Source organism: Leisingera daeponensis (assembly GCF_019801465.1).
Classification (GTDB): Bacteria; Pseudomonadota; Alphaproteobacteria; order Rhodobacterales; family Rhodobacteraceae; genus Leisingera; species Leisingera daeponensis_A.
In genome coordinates, this window is record NZ_JAHVJA010000007.1 from 68,871 (window position 1) to 86,489 (window position 17,619).

Here is a 17,619-nt window from a genome sequence, read left to right on the forward strand (position 1 = left end):
TCGGGTGAATTGGCCGTGAGGTGAAGAGGGGCAATGCCCCTGCTTGCCTTGCTCCGGTTCAGAACCGGCCGTTGTCTGCCGGGTAGACGCCGAGGATCTCCACATTGGTGGTGAAATAGCTCAGCTCATCCATCGCCAGCTGCACATTGGGATCCTCGGGGTGGCCTTCGATGTCGGCATAGAACTGGGTCGCGGTGAAGGAGCCGTCGACCATGTAGCTTTCCAGCTTGGTCATGTTGATGCCATTGGTGGCGAAGCCGCCCATCGCCTTGTAGAGCGCCGCCGGGATGTTGCGCACCTGGAACACGAAGCTGGTGATCATGTTGTGGGCGCCGCGGCGGGTGTAATCGATGTCCTTCGCCATGATCAGGAAGCGGGTGGTGTTGTCGCTGTTGTCCTCGATGTGGCGGGCCAGCACGTCCAGGCCGTAGATCTCGCCGGCCAGCTCGCTGGCCAGCGCCGCCGAATGCTTGTCGCCGGCCTCGGCCACATCGCGGGCGGCGCGGGCGTTGTCGGGGCTGACCCGGCCGCGGATGCCGTGCTCGCGCAGGAAGGTGGCGCATTGCGGCAGCAGCACCAGGTGCGAATGCGCTTCGCGGATGTCTTCCAGCCTGGCGCCCGGCACCGCGAGCAGGTTGATATGCACCCGCACGAAGGCCTCGTCGATGATGTGCAGCCCGCTGTGCGGCAGCAGCCGGTGGCTGTCGGCCACCCGCCCGTAGGTGGAGTTCTCCACCGGCAGCATCGCCTGTTCTGCCTCGCCGCTGCGCACTGCCTCCAGAATGTCCTCGAAGGTGCGGCAGGGCAGCACCTCCATGCCGGGGCGGGCGATGCGGCAGGCCTCGTGGCTGTAGGAGCCGAGCTCCCCCTGAATGGCGATTTTGCGGCTCATGGGTGTGTTCCCCGTGCAAAACTTCAATAATTGGGCGTTTCGTCGCGCTGTCTATACCTTGCCACTTGGGAGGGGAAGCCTTAGACACCCCAGCAGACAGCTAAATGGACCCGCGATTCATGTTTGACACAATGACCCTTACCAAAGCGACTGCAGGCGTCTGCGGCGCGTTTCTGGTTCTCCTGCTGGGCAAATGGGCCGCTGAGAGCCTGTATCACGTGGACAGCCATGGTGAGGCCGCCTATGTGATCGAAGTTGCCTCGGCTGAAGATGCCGGCAGCGATGAGCCGCAAGTCAGCTTCGAAGAGCTGATGGCCTCTGCCGATGCCGCCAAAGGCGCCAAGGTTTTCAAAAAATGCTCTGCCTGCCACAAGCTGGAAGACGGCGCCAACGCCACCGGCCCGTATCTGTACGGCGTGGTCGGCCGCGAGATCGCCTCCGCACCCGGCTTTGGCTATTCCGGCGCACTGACCGGCATGGCCGGCAAGGCCTGGACTCCGGAAGAGCTGGACGCCTTCCTGGCCAAGCCGTCCGCATACGCATCGGGCACCACCATGTCGTTCTCCGGCCTGAAGAAGCAAAGCGACCGGGTGGACCTCATCGCTTATCTGGACAGCCTGGACGACTGATCCCGACCGCTGTCCCAGCTATCCGAAAGAAAAGCCGCTGCGGTTTGCAGCGGCTTTTTTTGTCCCCATGAGCGGTGACGGCTCAGGCCGGGTTGTTTTCGCGGTAATAGGCCAGCGCATCGCGCTCGGTGCCGTCAGGCAGGATGCAGACGCCGATGGTGCCCGCCTTGCCGCTGCGCAGCACGTAGCTGCCGCCGGTCTGCACGCAATAAGCCTCTTCGGGGCTGGTGTAGACAACTTCCTCTTCCTGCTGGGCGCAGGCGCTGAGCGCGGCGGCCCCGGCGACCGCAAGGGCGGATAGTTTCATGGACTTCAGCATCGCAAACTCCCTCGGTTCATAACACAATCGTGATCCGAGGCTGGCAGGCAATTTTATTGCGGGCAAGGGCGGCGGCGCATAGGCCCTTGTTTCGGCTGCTTTATGCCCAGATCGGCCGTCTGATCACCCAATCTCAACTTGAATGTTACCACCCCCGGACATTAGCTTGGGGCCGGATAACCCGGGCCGAAGTTCCGGGCACAGGAGGTCATGGCAGATGAATACCGCCAAAGCTGCGGCGCGGGCCCGCGCCCAGGACAGAGTGAACCCGCTGCAGGCGGCTGCGGCACTGGCGCTGGGATTGATCTTAGCCTTGGCGGCCGCGACGCTGGCCAGGGCCGAAGAGGCCATCATCAAGGCGCATGGCTTTGCCGAGTTCGGGGAGCTGAAATACCCGGAAGGCTTTGCCCGTTTCGACTATGTGAATCCGGAAGCCCCGAAAGGCGGCGAGCTGTCGATTTCCGCTGTCGGCACTTTCGACAGCATGAACCCCTATACCCGCAAGGGCCGGGCAGGGGCGCTGTCCTCCAGCCACTACGAAAGCCTGCTGGTGGAATCCTACGACGAGCCAGGGTCCTATTACGGCTTGATTGCCGAAAGCCTGGAGTACCCGGAAAGCCAGGACTGGGTGATCTTCAACCTGCGGCCCGAAGCGAAATTTTCCGACGGCAGCCCGGTCACCGCCGAGGATGTGGTGTTTTCCCACAACATCCTGCTGGACCAGGGGCTGCAATCCTACGCCGAGGCGGTGCGCAAGCGCATTCCCAAGGCCGAGGCGCTGGGGCCGCACCGGGTGAAGTTCCACTTCTCCCCTGACTTCCCGCGCCGGGCGATGATCACCCAGGTCGGCGGCACGCCAGTGTTTTCCAAGGCCTGGTTCGAGGCAGATCCGGAGAACCGCCGCATTGATGAGCCGCGGCTGGATCCGGGCATCGGCTCCGGCCCCTACGTGCTGGAAAGCGCGGATGTGAACCAGCGTATCGTCTACAAGCGCAGCCCGGATTATTGGGGCAAGGACCTGAACGTGAACGCCGGCCGCTTCAACTATGACCGCATCCGGGTCGAGTATTTCGGCGATGATGTCGCCGCGATGGAGGGGTTCAAGGCAGGCGTCTATACGCTGCGCCCCGAAAACAACTCCAAGAACTGGGCGACCAACTATGAATTCGCCGCGGTGGAAAAGGGCCAGGTGATCAAGGGTGAAATCCCCGATGGCAACGTGCCGCCAGCCAGCGGGTTTGTGATGAACCTGCTGAAGCCCAAATTCCAGGACATCCGCGTGCGCGAGGCGATGCAGCTGGCGTTCAATTTCGAGTGGACCAACGAGAGCCTGCAGTACGGGCTGTTCCGGCACCGCTCCTCCTTCTGGCAGGATTCGCCGCTGGCCGCGCAAGGCCTGCCCGAGGGCCGCGAGAAGGAAGTGCTGGAAGCGCTGGGAGATCAGATCGACCCGTCCATTCTGACCTCGGAGCCGGTGATGGCGCATGCTTCCAAGGCATCTCGCCCCGGCGACCGCAAGAACCTGCGCCGGGGGATGAAACTGCTGGATGAGGCGGGCTGGACCGTCGGCGATGACGGCATGCGCCGCAATGCACGAGGCGAGCCGCTGAAGGTCGAGTTCCTGGCCGACAGCCCGACCATCGAACGCATCGTGCAGCCCTATGTCTCCAACCTGCGCACCATGGGGGTGGATGCGGTGGTGAACCGGGTTGATTACGCCCAGTACACCAGCCGCCGCCGGGAGAAGGAGTTCGACATGATCTCCCACGCCTATCCGATGTCGCTGGAGCCTTCGACCGGGCTTTACCAGTACTTCGGATCGGAGGCGCATGAATATTCGGTGTTCAACCCGGCGGGGCTGGCCGATCCGGCTGTGGATGCGCTGATTGACAACATTGTCAAGGCCGGCACCCAGGAGGAGCTGCGCGCCAACGCCCGCGCGCTGGACCGGGTGCTGCGGGCCAAGCGGTTCATGGTGCCGACCTGGTATCTGGACGTGAACTGGATCGCCTATTGGGACATGTACCGCCAGCCGGAAAACCTGCCGCCCTATGACACCGGCCTTCTGGACCTGTGGTGGATCGACGCCGAGCGTGAGGCTGCCCTTAAGGCCGCCGGCGCACTGCGGTAAGGAACGGACATGGCAGCCTATATCCTCCGGCGCCTGCTGTTGGTGATCCCGACGCTGTTCGGCATCCTGCTGGTGAACTTTGCCCTGGTGCAGTTTGTGCCCGGCGGCCCCGTGGAACAGATCATCGCCCAGCTCGAAGGCGGCGGCGACGTGTTCGAGGGCTTCGCCGGCGGCGGCGGCGACACCGGCACCGAGGCGATCAGCGCCAATGAAAACTACGCCGGCCGCCAGGGCCTGCCGCCGGAGCTGATCAAGGAGCTGGAAGAACAGTTCGGCCTCGACAAGCCGCCGCTGGAACGCTTTCTGATAATGCTCGGAAATTACGCCCGCTTTGACTTCGGCGAGAGCTATTTCCGCAAGATCGACGTCACCGACCTGGTGCTGGAAAAGATGCCTGTGTCCATTTCGCTTGGCCTGTGGTCAACGCTGATCGCCTATCTGATCTCGATCCCGATGGGCATCCGCAAGGCGATGCGCGACGGCTCGCCGTTTGATACCTGGACCAGCGGCGTGATCATTGCCGCCTATGCGATCCCCGGCTTCCTGTTTGCCATTATGCTCTTGGTGCTGTTTGCCGGCGGCTCCTACTGGCAGATTTTCCCGCTGCGCGGCCTGACGTCGGACAACTGGGAGAGCCTCAGCCTGTTCGGCAAGATCATGGACTATTTCTGGCACATTGCGCTGCCGGTCACCGCCTCCACCATCGCGGCCTTTGCGACGCTGACACTGCTGACCAAGAACTCTTTTCTGGATGAGATCAAGAAGCAATACGTGATGACCGCCCGGGCCAAGGGCCTCAGCGAAAACCGGGTTCTGTACGGCCATGTGTTCCGCAACGCGATGCTGATCGTGATCGCGGGCTTCCCGGCGGTGTTCATCGGCGTGTTCTTCTCAGGCTCGCTGATCATCGAGACGATCTTCTCTCTCGACGGGCTCGGCCGCCTGGGGTTCGAGGCCGCAGTCGCGCGCGATTACCCGGTGATGTTCGGCACCATGTACATCTTCGGCCTGATGGGGCTGGTGGTCGGCATCATCTCCGACCTGATGTATGTGGTGGTCGACCCGCGCATCGACTTTGAAAAGCGGGAAGGCTGATCCATGGCGCTCTCCCCCCTCAATCAGCGCCGCTGGCGCAACTTCTGCCGCAACCGCCGCGCCTTCTGGTCGCTGTGGATTTTTGCGCTGCTGTTCGGCCTGTCGCTGTTTGCCGAGTTCATCGCCAACGATAAGCCGATCCTCGTGAGCTACCGCGGCGAGGTCTACGCGCCGGTATTCAAATTCTACCCGGAAACCCAGTTCGGCGGCGACTTCCAGACAGAGGCGGTCTACAGCGACCCCGAGGTCGAATGCCTGATCCGCTCCGGCGGCATCGAGGACTGCATTGACGAGCCCGAAACCATCCTGGAGAAGATCGCGGCAGGCACCTATTCGGCTGAGGATTTCCACCAAGGCTGGACCATCTGGCCGCCGATCCCCTACAGCTTTGACACCACGGTGGACCGCCCCGGCGCGGCGCCGCTGCCGCCCGGCGGGCTGAACCTGCTGGGCACCGATGACACCAAGCGCGATGTGCTGGCGCGGGTGATCTACGGCTTCCGCCTGTCGATCCTGTTCACCCTGATGGTGACCGGGGCCGCCAGCCTGCTGGGCATTCTGGCGGGGGCCGTGCAGGGCTATTTCGGCGGCCTCACGGACCTGGTCTTCCAGCGTGTGATCGAGGTCTGGGGCTCGGTGAATTCGCTCTATGTCATCATCATCATGTTTGCGATCCTGGGCCGCAGCTTCTGGCTCTTGGTCTTCCTGATGGTGCTGTTCGGCTGGACCGCGCTGGTCGGCGTTGTGCGGGCCGAATTCCTGCGCGCCCGCAACCTGGAATACGTCCGCGCGGCCAAGGCGCTGGGGGTCGGCAACCTGACCATCATGTTCCGCCACATGCTGCCGAACGCGATGGTGGCGACGCTGACCATGCTGCCCTTCATCATCACCGGCACCATCGGCCTTTTGGCCGGTCTCGATTTCCTTGGCTTCGGCCTGCCGTCCTCGGCACCCTCGCTGGGCGAGCTGACGCTGCAGGCCAAGCAGAACCTGGAGGCGCCCTGGCTTGCCTTCACCGCCTTCTTCACCTTTGCCATCATGCTGTCGCTGCTGATCTTCATCTTCGAAGGTGTGCGCGATGCCTTTGATCCTCGGAAGACGTTTTCATGACAGTTGCGGGTGCCCATGATATGCCCCGCCCGGCCGCAGGCCGGGCAGCGCCCGACCGCCCCCATTGGCGGGCGCTCCGCTTTTGCCCGCGGCCGGGCGCTGCCCTCATCAAGGGATTGCAAGGGGAAGAACAATGAGCAAAACCTCCTCCCCCCTCCTGGATGTCCAAAACCTCCGCGTCTCCTTCCGCCAGGACGGCAAGGTGACCGAGGCGGTGCGCGGCGTCTCTTTCTCCGTGGACCGCGGCGAAACCGTGGCGCTGGTGGGCGAGTCCGGTTCCGGCAAATCGGTCTCGGCGCTCTCCACCGTCTCGCTCTTGGGCGACAGCGCCACGGTCGAGGGGTCGGTGACCTACAATGGCACCGAAATGGTTGGCGCCCGGGAAAGAGATCTGATGAAAGTGCGCGGCAATGACATCAGCTTCATCTTCCAGGAGCCGATGACCTCGCTCAATCCGCTGCACACCATCGAGCGCCAGCTGGCGGAATCGCTGGCCCTGCACCAAGGGCTGGCGGGGAAGGCCGCGCGGGAACGCATTCTGGAGCTTCTGAACAAGGTCGGCATCCGCGACGCCGAAAACCGGCTGACCTCCTACCCGCACCAGCTGTCGGGCGGCCAGAGGCAGCGGGTGATGATCGCCATGGCGCTGGCCAACAAGCCCGACATCCTGATCGCGGATGAACCCACCACTGCGCTGGACGTGACCATCCAGGCGCAGATCCTTGACCTGCTGGCAGAGCTCAAGGAAAGCGAGGGCATGGGGCTGTTGTTCATCACCCATGACCTCGGCATCGTGCGCCGCATCGCCGACCGGGTCTGCGTGATGAAAAGCGGCGAGATCGTCGAGGAAGGCCCGGCAGCGGAACTCTTTGCCAACCCGCAGCACCCCTACACACAGAAACTGCTGGCGGCAGAGCCCTCCGGTCAGCCGCAGCCGGTTGCCCCGGATGCGCAGGAGCTGGTGTCGGCCAAGGACCTCAAAGTCTGGTTTCCGATTCAGCGCGGGTTTCTGAAACGCACCGTCGGCCATGTGAAGGCGGTGAACCCGATGTCGGTCTCGGTGCGGGCAGGCGAAACGCTCGGCATCGTCGGGGAGAGCGGCTCCGGCAAGACCACGCTGGCACTGGCCATCATGCGGCTGATTGCGTCGGAGGGCGCGGTGACCTTCCAGGGCCAGGATCTGCGCAAATGGTCCACCCGCGACCTGCGCAAATTGCGCAAGGACATGCAGATCGTGTTCCAGGACCCGTTCGGTTCGCTCAGCCCGCGGATGACCTGCGCCGAGATCATTTCCGAGGGTCTTGCCATCCACAAGGTGGACCAGCACCGCGACACCCGCGAACTGGTGGCGGAGGTGATGACGGAAGTGGGCCTCGATCCCGCGGCGATGGACCGCTACCCGCATGAGTTCTCCGGCGGCCAGCGCCAGCGCATCGCCATCGCCCGCGCCATGGTGCTGCGCCCGAAACTGGTGGTGCTGGATGAGCCGACCTCGGCGCTGGACATGACGGTGCAGGTGCAGATTGTCGAACTGCTGCGCGACCTGCAGACGCGCTACGGGCTGGCCTATCTTTTCATTTCCCACGACCTCAACGTGGTGCGGGCGATGTCGCACAAGGTGGTGGTGATGAACCAGGGCGACGTGGTGGAGACCGGCGCGGCGGAGGATCTGTTCGTCAACCCGCGGGCGGAGTACACCCGCAAGCTGCTGGCCGCTGCCGGGTAAGACGCCCTTGCTTAACACTGTGGCAGGCTTTGCTGCATCTATGCGTTCGCACTGCACGCAACGCCCATAAGTTGCGGCAGCAGATGCGACCAAATGTTTCGCGCGCGAAACATTGCGGCAGCGGTGCTGACCTATCCGCCGCTGCCTGGAAAGCAGCGGAAGGCTCCCGCGCCCGCAGGCGTCCCGGCTGCGCCGGACCCCCTTGGCGGCCTTGGGCCAGGCTCAGCGCCGCTGGCGCTGAGCCTGGCCCAACGGGAGCGCTGAGCCTTTGGCGCAGTTGCGACGGGCGGGAGGGCGCCGGGTCTCCTGCGCAGGTGTCAGATGGCGGTGCCGTGGCCTGAAGTGCTGAGGTCATAGGCGTCAAAGCTGCGGGCAATCATCCGGGTCAGCGGGCGGGCTTCATCGCGGATTTCCAGCCCCGCGGCGGACACCGTCAGCATGCCGGGGAAAGCGGTAACCGCGATGGCAAACATTTGCTCCAGCCGGTCCCCGGTCACGGCAAACCGCGTCAGGATTTCCTCGCGGCAGATGCGGAAATCGCACATCAGCGCCTCGATCAGCCGCGCCCGCAGCAGGTCCTCGCCGCCAAAGGCATGGCCGCGGGCGGTGGCGAACTGCCCGCCGCGGATGGCGCGGACATAGGCCGAGGTGGCGGGCGCGTTCTGCGCATAGCCCTGCGGGAAGCGCGAGATCGCCGAGGCGCCGATGCCGATCAGCACCTCTGCCGGATCGTCTGTGTAGCCCTGGAAATTGCGCCGCAGGCGCCCGGTCCGCTGCGCCACCGCCAGCCCGTCGTGGGGGCGGGCGAAATGGTCGATGCCGATCTCCCGGTAGCCGTCCCACAGGAACAGCTGGCGGGCGGTCTCGAAAAGCTCCAGCCGCGCCTCGGGCGTCGGCAGCGTATCGGAGCGGATCATGCTTTGCCGTCCGGCCATCCAGGGCACATGCGCATAGCCGTAGACCGCCGCGCGGTCCGGTGTCAGCGACAAGAGTTTCTGGACGCTTTCGGTCATGATCGCGGGCGTCTGATGCGGCAGGCCATAGAGGATATCGGCGTTGAGACTGCGGATTCCATGCGCGCGCAGCTGATCGATTGCGTCACGCGTGGCCTCGAAACTCTGGAAACGGCCGATCGCCTGCTGGATGGTGCTGTCGAAATCCTGCACCCCGACCGAGGCGCGGTTCATGCCTGCCTCCGCCAGCGCTTCCAGCCGCCGCTCCCCGATTTCATTCGGATCGATCTCCACCGAGAATTCCGCGCGCGGCGCCAGCGGGACTGCTCCGGTGATCGCACCGGCCAGATCGCGGATCAGTTCCGCACTCAGAAGCGTCGGGGTGCCGCCGCCCCAGTGCAGCCGCGACAGGGTGATCCCGTCGGGCAGCCGCCGCTTGAGCAGGGCAATTTCCGCCTTCAGAACCTGGACATAGGCTTCCACCGGGGCGCCGGAACGGGTCCCTTGCGTGCGGCAGGCGCAGAACCAGCACAATCTGCGGCAGAACGGCACATGCACATACAGCGAAATGCTGCTGCCGGGGGGAATCCTCGATATCCAGCCGGAAAACTGGGCGGAATCAGTCCCCTTGCCGAAGTGCGGCGCGGCAGGATAGCTGGTGTAGCGCGGCACTTTGGCGTCAAACAAACCCAGCTCGGCCAATTGAGCTTTCTGTTCCATTCAATTAGCGTTATGGCAGCGCGTGAACCAGAGCCTTGACCCAGATCAATCCGGACCAGCGAATGAACGCTCCTGTACTTGCCCAAACCAGATGCGGTGACTGCCCGATCCGCCACCGGGCTGTCTGCGCACGCTGCAACGCGGAGGAGCTCGGAGAGCTGGACGCGATTAAATACTACCGCACCTATGAGGCCGGCCAGCCGATCATCTGGTCGGGTGATGCGATGAACTTCGTGGGCTCCGTGGTGTCGGGCATCGCCTCGCTGACCCAGACGATGGAGGACGGGCGCACCCAGATGGTGGGCCTGCTGCTGCCCAGCGATTTCGTCGGCCGTCCGGGCCGTGAAGGCGCGGCCTATGACGTGGTCGCGACCACCGATGTGGTAATGTGCTGCTTCCGCAAGAAGCCGTTCGAGGACCTGATGGAGCGCACCCCGCATATCGCGCACCGTCTGCTGGAAATGACCCTGGACGAGCTGGACGCGGCGCGCGAGTGGATGCTGGTGCTGGGCCGCAAGACCGCGCGGGAGAAGATCGCCAGCCTGCTGTCGATCATTGCGCGGCGCGACGCCTCGCTGACACCGGGCGGGGCAACCAACCGGATGGTCTTCGATCTGCCGCTGACGCGGGAGGCGATGGCCGACTACCTCGGTCTGACGCTGGAAACCGTGAGCCGCCAGATCTCGGCTCTCAAGCGGGACGGCATCATCGAGCTGGAAGGCAAACGGCATGTGACCGTGCCCGACATGCGCCGCCTGATGGAAGAGGCCGGCGACGACAGTGACGGCGGTTTCCTCGGCTGAGGCGGTCTGTCACCGCGTTTCCTGACTGTTTTCCGCCAGCCACCGCGCCACCCGCGCCGCCGGGCTGCGCGGGCCGGAGGGGCGCAGGCTCCACAGCCGCAAGTCCCGCGGCAGGCTGGCTCTTTCCGCAAAGGGTGCCACCAGCTTGCCGCTGCCAAGCAGCGGCGCCACCAGCGCCTGATGGCCGATCAGCACTCCAGCGCCATTGACCGCCTCCTCCACCGCCAGGGAATAGAGCGAGAATTCCGGTCCCCGCAGATGCAGGGTTTCGCCGGGGCAGGCGGCCTGCAGCCAGTGCTCCCAGTCCTGCGCCCAGACCGCGTCTGACAGGCAAGGCACATACTGCAGGTCCGCAGGGGTGCGCAGCTGCCGGGCCATAGCGGGCGCACAGACCGGGAAGATCACATCCTGCTCGATCGCTGTCCCCAAACCGCCGCCGTAGAAAAGGCAAAGGTCGTAGGGCGTGCGCTTGAGGTTCGGCGGCGCCTCTGTGGCGGTGACAGAAACCGCCATCTCCGGCATTGCGGCGCGTAAGCCGGGCAGGCGCGGCGATAGCCAGAACTGCGCTATGGCGGGCAGGGTGGCGATGTGGACGGTGCTGGGCTGTGCCTCTGCGCGCAGGCGGCGGGTGGCGGCATTGAGCTGGTCGAAGGCCTCGGTGAACCCGGGCAGAACCCGCGCGCCGAGGGCCGTAAGTGTCACCTGCTTGGGGCGGCGGTCGAACAGCGGCGCCTGCAAAGCCTCCTCCAGCGCCTTGATCTGCGCCGAGACCGCGCCGGGTGTCACCCCCAGCTCCTGCGCGGCAGCAGAGAAACCGCCCAGCCGCGCGGCGGCCTCAAACGCGCGCAGGGCCGTCAGCGGCAGGGACCGGGCAGGGGGCGGGGAAACAGCCATGGCTTAGCCTCAATTTTTCTAGCCCTAGTTTTCTGGAAATCTGATTTGCGGGCAAGGGGGCAGCGGCGGTTTTATGGGGGCAGAGACAAACCCGCCACTGGCGAAGGAGACAAATCATGACAGAGCTTGCCCGACGCACCTGGGTGCCAGCCGACTGCGAGGACTATGTGCAGAAGATGGCCGCCAGGACCGCCGCTGCGACCAGCGCAGAAACCGCCGCGCGCCTGACCGCGCTGGCGGACCGCAATGCGGAGATCCACGATCGCGACTGCTTTAATCTGAACCCGGCCACCAATGTAATGAACCCGGCGGCAGAGGCGCTGCTGGCCTCCGGCCTCGGCAGCCGCCCGTCGCTGGGCTATCCCGGCGGCAAGTACGAGATGGGGCTGGAAGCCATCGAGGAGATCGAGGTAATCGCCGCTGCGGTCGCCGCCAAGGTTTTCAAGGCGCGATACGCGGAGATCCGTGTGGGCTCGGGCGCCTTGGCAAATCTTTATGGCTTCATGGCGCTGACCAGGCCGGGCGATGCGATCATCGCGCCGCCGGCCGCCGTGGGCGGCCACGTCACCCATCATGCCGGCGGCTGTGCGGGGCTTTACGGGCTGAACACCCATCCGGCTCCGGTGGATGCGGATGGCTATACTCTTGATCTGGACGCGCTGCGCGATCTGGCGCTCAAGGTGCGGCCGAAGCTGATCACTATCGGCGGCAGCCTGAACCTGTTCCCGCATCCGGTGCCGGAGATCCGTGCGATTGCGGATGAGGCTGGGGCCAAGGTGCTGTTCGACGCCGCCCACCAGTGCGGCATGATTGCCGGCGGCCACTGGGCCAACCCGCTGGAGCAGGGCGCGCATCTGATGACGATGAGCACCTACAAGAGCCTGGGCGGCCCGGCGGGCGGGCTGATCGTCACCAATGACGCAGAAATCGCCGAACACCTGGATGCCATCGCCTTCCCCGGCATGACCGCGAATTTCGACGCGGCCAAGTCGGCAGCGCTGGCGATGAGCCTGCTGGACTGGGTGGAGCACGGCGCGGGGTATGCCCGGGCGATGGCGCAGCTGTCTCTGGCCCTGGCGCAGGAGCTGGCGGGGCAGGGGCTGCCGGTTTTTGCCGCCGCGCGGGGCATGACGCAGTCGCACCAGTTCGCGCTGGAAGCGGCGGAGTTCGGGGGCGGCCAGGCGGCGTCGATGCATCTGCGCAAGGCGGGCTTCCTGGCCTGCGGTATCGGCCTGCCCATTGCAGAGGTGCCGGGGGACATGAACGGGCTGCGCCTCGGCACGCCCGAGCTGGTGCGCCGCGGTGTCACGCCGGAGCATGCGCCGAAGCTGGCAGAGCTGATTGCCCGCGGGCTGCGGGCGCAGGACCCGGCGGCGCTGGCGGCGGAGACGGCAGAATTCCGCGCCGCCTTCCGCGGGATGCAGTACGTCCGGCAGGGGTAGCCGTGCCCGGCTGCCGCTGCGCGTGACCCGGCGCAGCAGCTGTGCTCTAATGGTTGCGTAACAACAAATGGAGGCGGCAATGCAGTTTGGTAGCCTTATCGGCATGCTGATCATCGGGGCGCTGGCGGGATGGCTGTCGGGCAAGATCATGCAAGGGCGCGGCTTCGGCATCCTTGGCAATATCATCGTTGGCGTGGTCGGGGCCTTTCTGGCCGGGACGATCTTTCCGGCGCTGGGGTTTGCCGCAGGCGGCGGGTTCTTCTGGTCGCTGATCCACGCCACCATCGGCGCGGTGATCCTGCTGTTCCTGATCGGCCTGATCCGCAAGGCAGGCTAGATCACCGGTTGCAAAGACGGAAAAGGCGCCTTGCGGGGCGCCTTTCTGCTGTTGGGAGCGGCCTGGCTGCGAGGCGTCAATGCGCCATCAGAACCGGAACCCTGGCCTGTTCCAGCATGTTGCGGGTGGCGCCGCCCAGGATCGCCTCGCGGAAGCGGGAGTGGCCGTAGGCGCCCATGACGATCAGATCGGCGGCGGTGTCGGCGGCGTGGCGGTTCAGCACGTCCGAGACCCGGGTCATTGTCTTGCTGAGAACGTCAATCTCGCAGGTCACACCGTGCCGCGCCAGCATCTGCGCCAGCAATCCGCCGGGGTCGGAACGTTCCGGCCCGTGCTGCGGCGGGTCGATCACCGCGATGCGGACCAGATCCGCGCCCTTCAGGAACGGCATCGCCCGGCGGATGGCGGTCATGGCCTCGATGCTTTCATTCCAGGCCGCCAGCACCGTCCTGGGCGCCTTCAGCGGCGCGGCGTTGTCCGGCACCACCAATACAGGGGCGCGGCCCTCGAACAGCGCCGCCTCGACAATCGGCTCCGCCTCGGCGCGTTTGCCGGCGCCGTAGGGCTGACCCAGCACAACAAGGTCCGAGAACCGCGCCTGCCGCGCCACGTGGCGGCCGATATCGGCGATCTGCGCCACCCCGCTGTCTGTGCCAAAGACCACGCCGGCCTGCTGCAGCGTTTCTTCCGCCTGCGCCTGGACTGACCCGGCCTCCTCCTGGGCGCGGGCGAGCGTTTCCTGCAGCACCATCGCATTTGCGCCGGCGTAATAGTAGCCGGTCTGGGTGCGGTCGACGCCGAGGCAGAGCGCGTCTGCATGCGCGCCGAATTCCTCTGCCAGAGCCGCAATTTGCGCCAAAGGCGCCGCTGCGGTGTCCGCAGCTGTAAGAACGGTAAGCAAGGACTTGTAGGACATTGACACCTCTCGGCGGAATAGGCACCGCGGGCCTGGCCGGCGCGGGTGCGTGGAGTTTCAGTGCACGGGAAGAAGTGTCACATGTCGCCCGGTTTTGTCTTGATGCAGATCAAGGCGCGAGGGAGGCGCGTTCTGCATGAAGGGCGCGGTCTTATAACGTTCCCGGATCCGGAAGAATCGCGGGGGCATGGCAAAGGGACGCAAGATGTCTAATTATATCAAGCTGATAGCGCTTGGTTTGGTCACGCTGTTTGCGATGATCGGTGCCAACTACGCGCGGGATCTGGCTTACCAGGTGCATGCGATCATCGTGATGATCGTGGCGGGCGGCCTGTTCCTCTACACTTTGCGCCGAACCGACGAGCCGAAGCCGGCCGCCGCCGGTCTGGAGAACGAGTATTTCGACAGCGTGATCCGCGCTGGCGCAATCGCCACTGCCTTCTGGGGGGTGGTCGGGTTCCTGGCGGGAACCTTCATTGCGTTTCAGCTGGCGTTTCCGGCGCTGAATTTTGAATGGGCCGACGGCCTGGCCAACTTCGGCCGCCTGCGTCCGCTGCACACCTCGGCGGTGATCTTTGCCTTCGGCGGCAACGCGCTGATCGCGACCTCCTTCTATGTGGTGCAGCGCACCTCCGCGGCGCGGCTGTGGGGCGGCAACCTGGCGTGGTTCGTGTTCTGGGGCTACCAGCTGTTCATCGTGCTGGCGGCGACCGGCTATCTGTTCGGTTCGACCCAGTCCAAGGAATACGCCGAGCCGGAATGGCACGTCGACCTGTGGCTGACCATCGTCTGGGTTGCCTATCTGGCGGTGTTCCTGGGCACCATCATCAAGCGCAAGGAGCCGCATATCTATGTGGCGAACTGGTTCTACCTGTCCTTCATCGTCACCGTGGCGATGCTGCACCTGATCAACAACATGACCATTCCGGTGTCGATCTGGGGCTCTAAATCGGTGATCGTCTGGCCGGGCGTGCAGGATGCGATGATTCAGTGGTGGTATGGCCACAACGCCGTAGGCTTCTTCCTGACTGCGGGCTTCCTGGGCATGATGTATTACTTCATCCCCAAGCAGGCCGAGCGTCCGGTGTTCTCCTACAAGCTGTCGATCATCCACTTCTGGGCGCTCATCTTCCTGTACATCTGGGCCGGCCCGCACCACCTGCACTACACCGCGCTGCCGGACTGGGCCTCGACCCTCGGCATGGTCATGTCGGTGATCCTGTGGATGCCTTCCTGGGGCGGCATGATCAACGGCCTGATGACCCTGTCGGGCGCCTGGGACAAGCTGCGCACCGACCCGGTGATCCGGATGATGGTGATCTCGCTGGGCTTTTACGGCATGTCCACCTTCGAAGGCCCGATGATGTCGATCCGTGCGGTGAACTCGCTGTCGCATTACACCGACTGGACCATCGGCCACGTGCATTCCGGCGCGCTGGGCTGGAACGGCATGATCACCTTCGGCGCCCTCTACTACCTGGTGCCGGCGCTGTGGAAGCGCGAAAGCCTCTACAGCCTCAAGCTGGTCTCCTGGCACTTCTGGCTGGCCACTCTCGGCATCATTTTCTATGCCGCTTCGATGTGGGTGACCGGCATCATGGAAGGCCTGATGTGGCGTGAAGTGGACGCCAACGGCTTCCTGGTGAACTCCTTTGCCGACACTGTGGCAGCGAAGTTCTGGCCTTACATCGGCCGGGCCCTTGGCGGGGTGATGTTCCTCACCGGCTCAATCATCATGTGCTACAACCTGTGGATGACGGTCCGTAAGGCGCCGGCCAAAGAGGCCAGCCTGACGGTCCCGGTCCCGGCTGAATAAGGAGCCAGGAAGCAATGTCTATTCTCGACAAACATAAGATCCTCGAGACCAACGCGACCCTGCTGCTGATCTTCAGCTTCCTGGTCGTGACCATCGGCGGCCTGGTGCAGATCGCACCGCTGTTCTACCTGGAAAACACCATCGAGAAGGTGGAGGGGATGCGACCCTACACCCCGCTCGAGATGGCGGGCCGCGAGGTCTACATCCGGGAAGGCTGCTATGTCTGCCACAGCCAGATGATCCGTCCTATGCGCGACGAGGTCGAGCGTTACGGCCACTACTCGCTGGCAGCGGAGTCGATGTACGACCGTCCGTTCCAGTGGGGCTCCAAGCGGACCGGGCCGGATCTGGCCCGCGTCGGCGGCCGCTACTCGGATGAGTGGCACGCAGACCACCTGCGCGACCCGCAGTCGGTGGTGCCGGAATCGGTGATGCCGAAATACGGCTTCCTCGAGGAGCAGAAGATCGACGGCAAATACATCGGCGACATCATGGCGACCAACGCGATGCTGGGCACGCCCTACACGGACGGGATGATCGAGGCTGCGCAGGCCGACTTCCGCGCCCAGGCCGATCCGGACAGCGACTATGACGGGCTGCTGGAGCGCTATGGCGAGGACATCAATGTGCGCAACTTTGATGGCAAGCCGGGGATATCCGAGGCTGATGCGCTGATCGCCTATCTGCAGATGCTGGGCACGCTGGTCGACTTTTCGACCTTCACCCCGGACGCGAGCCGCTGAGGGAGGCTGGTATGGAACTCTACACACTCCTCAGGCAGTTCGCCGACAGCTGGATGCTGCTGTTCCTGTTCACCTTCTTCATCGGTGTGATTGTCTGGGCGTTCCGCCCGGGCAGCACCAAGGCCTACAAGGACACCGCAAACATCCCGTTCCGGCATGACGACGCACCTGCGCCCAGCCAGGACCAACCCGCCGCGGATAAGGAGGCGAGGGCATGAGCAAGAAATCGCAGAAATTCGAAGGCGATCCGAACACCACAGGCCACGAGTGGGACGGGATCGAGGAATTCGACAACCCGATGCCGCGCTGGTGGCTGTGGACCTTCTACGCCACCATCATCTGGGGCGTCCTTTACACCATCGCCTATCCGGCCTGGCCGCTGATCAACGGCGCCACCGCCGGGGTGCTGGGCTGGTCCACCCGCGGCGATGTCGCGGCGGAGATCACCGCGGTGGAAGAAGCCAACGCGCCGGTCAACGCCAGGCTGGAGGCGGTCGAGCTGACCGCCATCGCGGAAGACCCGGAACTGGGTTCCTACGCGGTGTCCGCCGGTTCCGCCGTGTTCAAGACCTGGTGCGCCCAGTGCCACGGCTCCGGCGCGGCAGGCGCCAAGGGCTATCCGAACCTCCTGGACGACGACTGGCTCTGGGGCGGTTCGGTGGAGGATATCCATGCCACCATCACCCACGGCATCCGCAACGAGGACAGCGACGAAGCGCGCTACTCCGAGATGCCTGCCTTCGGCCGCGACGAGCTTCTTGAGAAAGAAGAAATCAGCCAGGTGGTGAACTACGTGATGTCCTTGTCGGGCGAGCCGCAGGATGCCTCCAAGGTGGACGCGGGGTCGGTTGTCTTTGCGGACAATTGCGCCTCCTGCCATATGAAGGACGGCACCGGTGACCGCGCGCAGGGCGCGCCGAACCTGGCCGATGCGATCTGGCTCTATGGCGGCGACTACGGAACGCTTACCGAGACCGTGACCAATTCGCGCTATGGCGTGATGCCGGCCTGGAACACCCGCCTGACAGAAGCGCAGATCCGCGCGGTGTCGGCCTACGTGCACCAGCTGGGCGGCGGCGAATAAACGCCGGAC

Annotated in this window: 17 protein-coding genes; 12 read left to right on the forward strand and 5 right to left on the reverse strand. The window is 64.6% G+C overall.

The annotated features are described in order from the left end of the window. Nucleotides 1-58: 58 nt before the first annotated feature. Nucleotides 59-892, reverse strand: coding sequence for a prephenate dehydratase (locus KUV26_RS15280; protein ID WP_222505588.1), 834 nt, complete (start codon nucleotides 890-892; stop codon nucleotides 59-61). Nucleotides 893-1,011: 119 nt separating this feature from the next. Between KUV26_RS15280 and KUV26_RS15285 the strand changes: the two genes are divergently transcribed. Beyond that, complete coding sequence (locus KUV26_RS15285; RefSeq protein WP_222505589.1) at nucleotides 1,012-1,521, forward strand: c-type cytochrome; 510 nt, start codon at nucleotides 1,012-1,014, stop codon at nucleotides 1,519-1,521. Nucleotides 1,522-1,603: 82 nt separating this feature from the next. Here the strand turns inward: KUV26_RS15285 and KUV26_RS15290 are convergent, their stop codons facing one another. Then, nucleotides 1,604-1,840 carry a DUF333 domain-containing protein gene (locus KUV26_RS15290; protein ID WP_222505590.1) on the reverse strand — a complete coding sequence of 79 codons (237 nt, stop codon included), beginning with the start codon at nucleotides 1,838-1,840 and terminating at the stop codon, nucleotides 1,604-1,606. 217 nt (nucleotides 1,841-2,057) lie between these two features. Here KUV26_RS15290 and KUV26_RS15295 point away from each other — a divergent pair, with 217 nt between their 5' ends. The 4 genes from KUV26_RS15295 (at nucleotide 2,058) to KUV26_RS15310 (ending at nucleotide 7,902) form a co-directional block, all read left to right on the forward strand. Then, a complete protein-coding gene (locus tag KUV26_RS15295) occupies nucleotides 2,058-3,971 on the forward strand; it encodes an extracellular solute-binding protein (protein ID WP_222508954.1) in 1,914 nt (637 codons plus the stop codon). Between the two features lie 9 nt (nucleotides 3,972-3,980). After that, a complete protein-coding gene (locus KUV26_RS15300) occupies nucleotides 3,981-5,066 on the forward strand; it encodes a microcin C ABC transporter permease YejB (protein WP_222508955.1) in 1,086 nt (361 codons plus the stop codon). A gap of 3 nt (nucleotides 5,067-5,069) precedes the next feature. Next, nucleotides 5,070-6,176, forward strand: coding sequence for an ABC transporter permease (locus KUV26_RS15305; protein WP_222508956.1), 1,107 nt, complete (start codon nucleotides 5,070-5,072; stop codon nucleotides 6,174-6,176). A 133-nt stretch (nucleotides 6,177-6,309) separates the two neighbouring features. Continuing rightward, nucleotides 6,310-7,902 (forward strand): ABC transporter ATP-binding protein, encoded by a 1,593-nt coding sequence (locus KUV26_RS15310; protein WP_222508957.1) that lies wholly within the window; start codon nucleotides 6,310-6,312, stop codon nucleotides 7,900-7,902. A gap of 317 nt (nucleotides 7,903-8,219) precedes the next feature. Here KUV26_RS15310 and hemN read toward each other — a convergent pair whose 3' ends face one another. Continuing rightward, on the reverse strand, nucleotides 8,220-9,575 hold the full coding sequence (gene hemN, locus KUV26_RS15315) for an oxygen-independent coproporphyrinogen III oxidase (protein ID WP_222508958.1): 1,356 nt from the start codon (nucleotides 9,573-9,575) through the stop codon (nucleotides 8,220-8,222). A gap of 62 nt (nucleotides 9,576-9,637) precedes the next feature. On the opposite strand from hemN, the gene fnrL reads away from it, so the two are divergent. Then, on the forward strand, nucleotides 9,638-10,378 hold the full coding sequence (fnrL, locus tag KUV26_RS15320; protein WP_222508959.1) for a transcriptional regulator FnrL: 741 nt from the start codon (nucleotides 9,638-9,640) through the stop codon (nucleotides 10,376-10,378). Between the two features lie 9 nt (nucleotides 10,379-10,387). On the opposite strand, the gene KUV26_RS15325 is transcribed toward fnrL, so the two are convergent. Next, nucleotides 10,388-11,272, reverse strand: a complete 885-nt coding sequence (locus tag KUV26_RS15325; protein ID WP_222508960.1) for a LysR family transcriptional regulator — start codon at nucleotides 11,270-11,272, stop codon at nucleotides 10,388-10,390. Nucleotides 11,273-11,388: 116 nt separating this feature from the next. On the opposite strand from KUV26_RS15325, the gene glyA reads away from it, so the two are divergent. Both glyA and KUV26_RS15335 read left to right on the forward strand, forming a co-directional pair. Continuing rightward, the gene (gene glyA / locus KUV26_RS15330; RefSeq protein WP_222508961.1) at nucleotides 11,389-12,714 is read left to right on the forward strand and encodes a serine hydroxymethyltransferase; all 1,326 of its coding nucleotides are present in this window, start codon (nucleotides 11,389-11,391) and stop codon (nucleotides 12,712-12,714) included. 79 nt (nucleotides 12,715-12,793) lie between these two features. Next, nucleotides 12,794-13,051, forward strand: coding sequence for a GlsB/YeaQ/YmgE family stress response membrane protein (locus KUV26_RS15335; protein WP_039189143.1), 258 nt, complete (start codon nucleotides 12,794-12,796; stop codon nucleotides 13,049-13,051). A gap of 76 nt (nucleotides 13,052-13,127) precedes the next feature. Here the strand turns inward: KUV26_RS15335 and KUV26_RS15340 are convergent, their stop codons facing one another. Next, nucleotides 13,128-13,967 (reverse strand): universal stress protein, encoded by an 840-nt coding sequence (locus KUV26_RS15340; protein ID WP_222508962.1) that lies wholly within the window; start codon nucleotides 13,965-13,967, stop codon nucleotides 13,128-13,130. A 205-nt stretch (nucleotides 13,968-14,172) separates the two neighbouring features. Between KUV26_RS15340 and ccoN the strand changes: the two genes are divergently transcribed. The 4 genes from ccoN to ccoP are packed head-to-tail and all read left to right on the forward strand — an operon-like array spanning nucleotide 14,173 to nucleotide 17,610. Then, nucleotides 14,173-15,783 carry a cytochrome-c oxidase, cbb3-type subunit I gene (ccoN, locus tag KUV26_RS15345; protein ID WP_222505600.1) on the forward strand — a complete coding sequence of 537 codons (1,611 nt, stop codon included), beginning with the start codon at nucleotides 14,173-14,175 and terminating at the stop codon, nucleotides 15,781-15,783. Between the two features lie 14 nt (nucleotides 15,784-15,797). Next, nucleotides 15,798-16,526, forward strand: coding sequence for a cytochrome-c oxidase, cbb3-type subunit II (gene ccoO, locus KUV26_RS15350; protein WP_222508963.1), 729 nt, complete (start codon nucleotides 15,798-15,800; stop codon nucleotides 16,524-16,526). 11 nt (nucleotides 16,527-16,537) lie between these two features. Then, entirely contained in the window at nucleotides 16,538-16,744 is a 207-nt protein-coding gene (locus tag KUV26_RS15355; RefSeq protein ID WP_222508964.1) for a cbb3-type cytochrome oxidase subunit 3, read from the forward strand. Further along, the gene (gene ccoP, locus KUV26_RS15360) at nucleotides 16,741-17,610 is read left to right on the forward strand and encodes a cytochrome-c oxidase, cbb3-type subunit III (protein WP_222508965.1); all 870 of its coding nucleotides are present in this window, start codon (nucleotides 16,741-16,743) and stop codon (nucleotides 17,608-17,610) included. The genes KUV26_RS15355 and ccoP overlap by 4 nt, the downstream gene beginning before the upstream one ends. Nucleotides 17,611-17,619 lie beyond the last annotated feature (9 nt).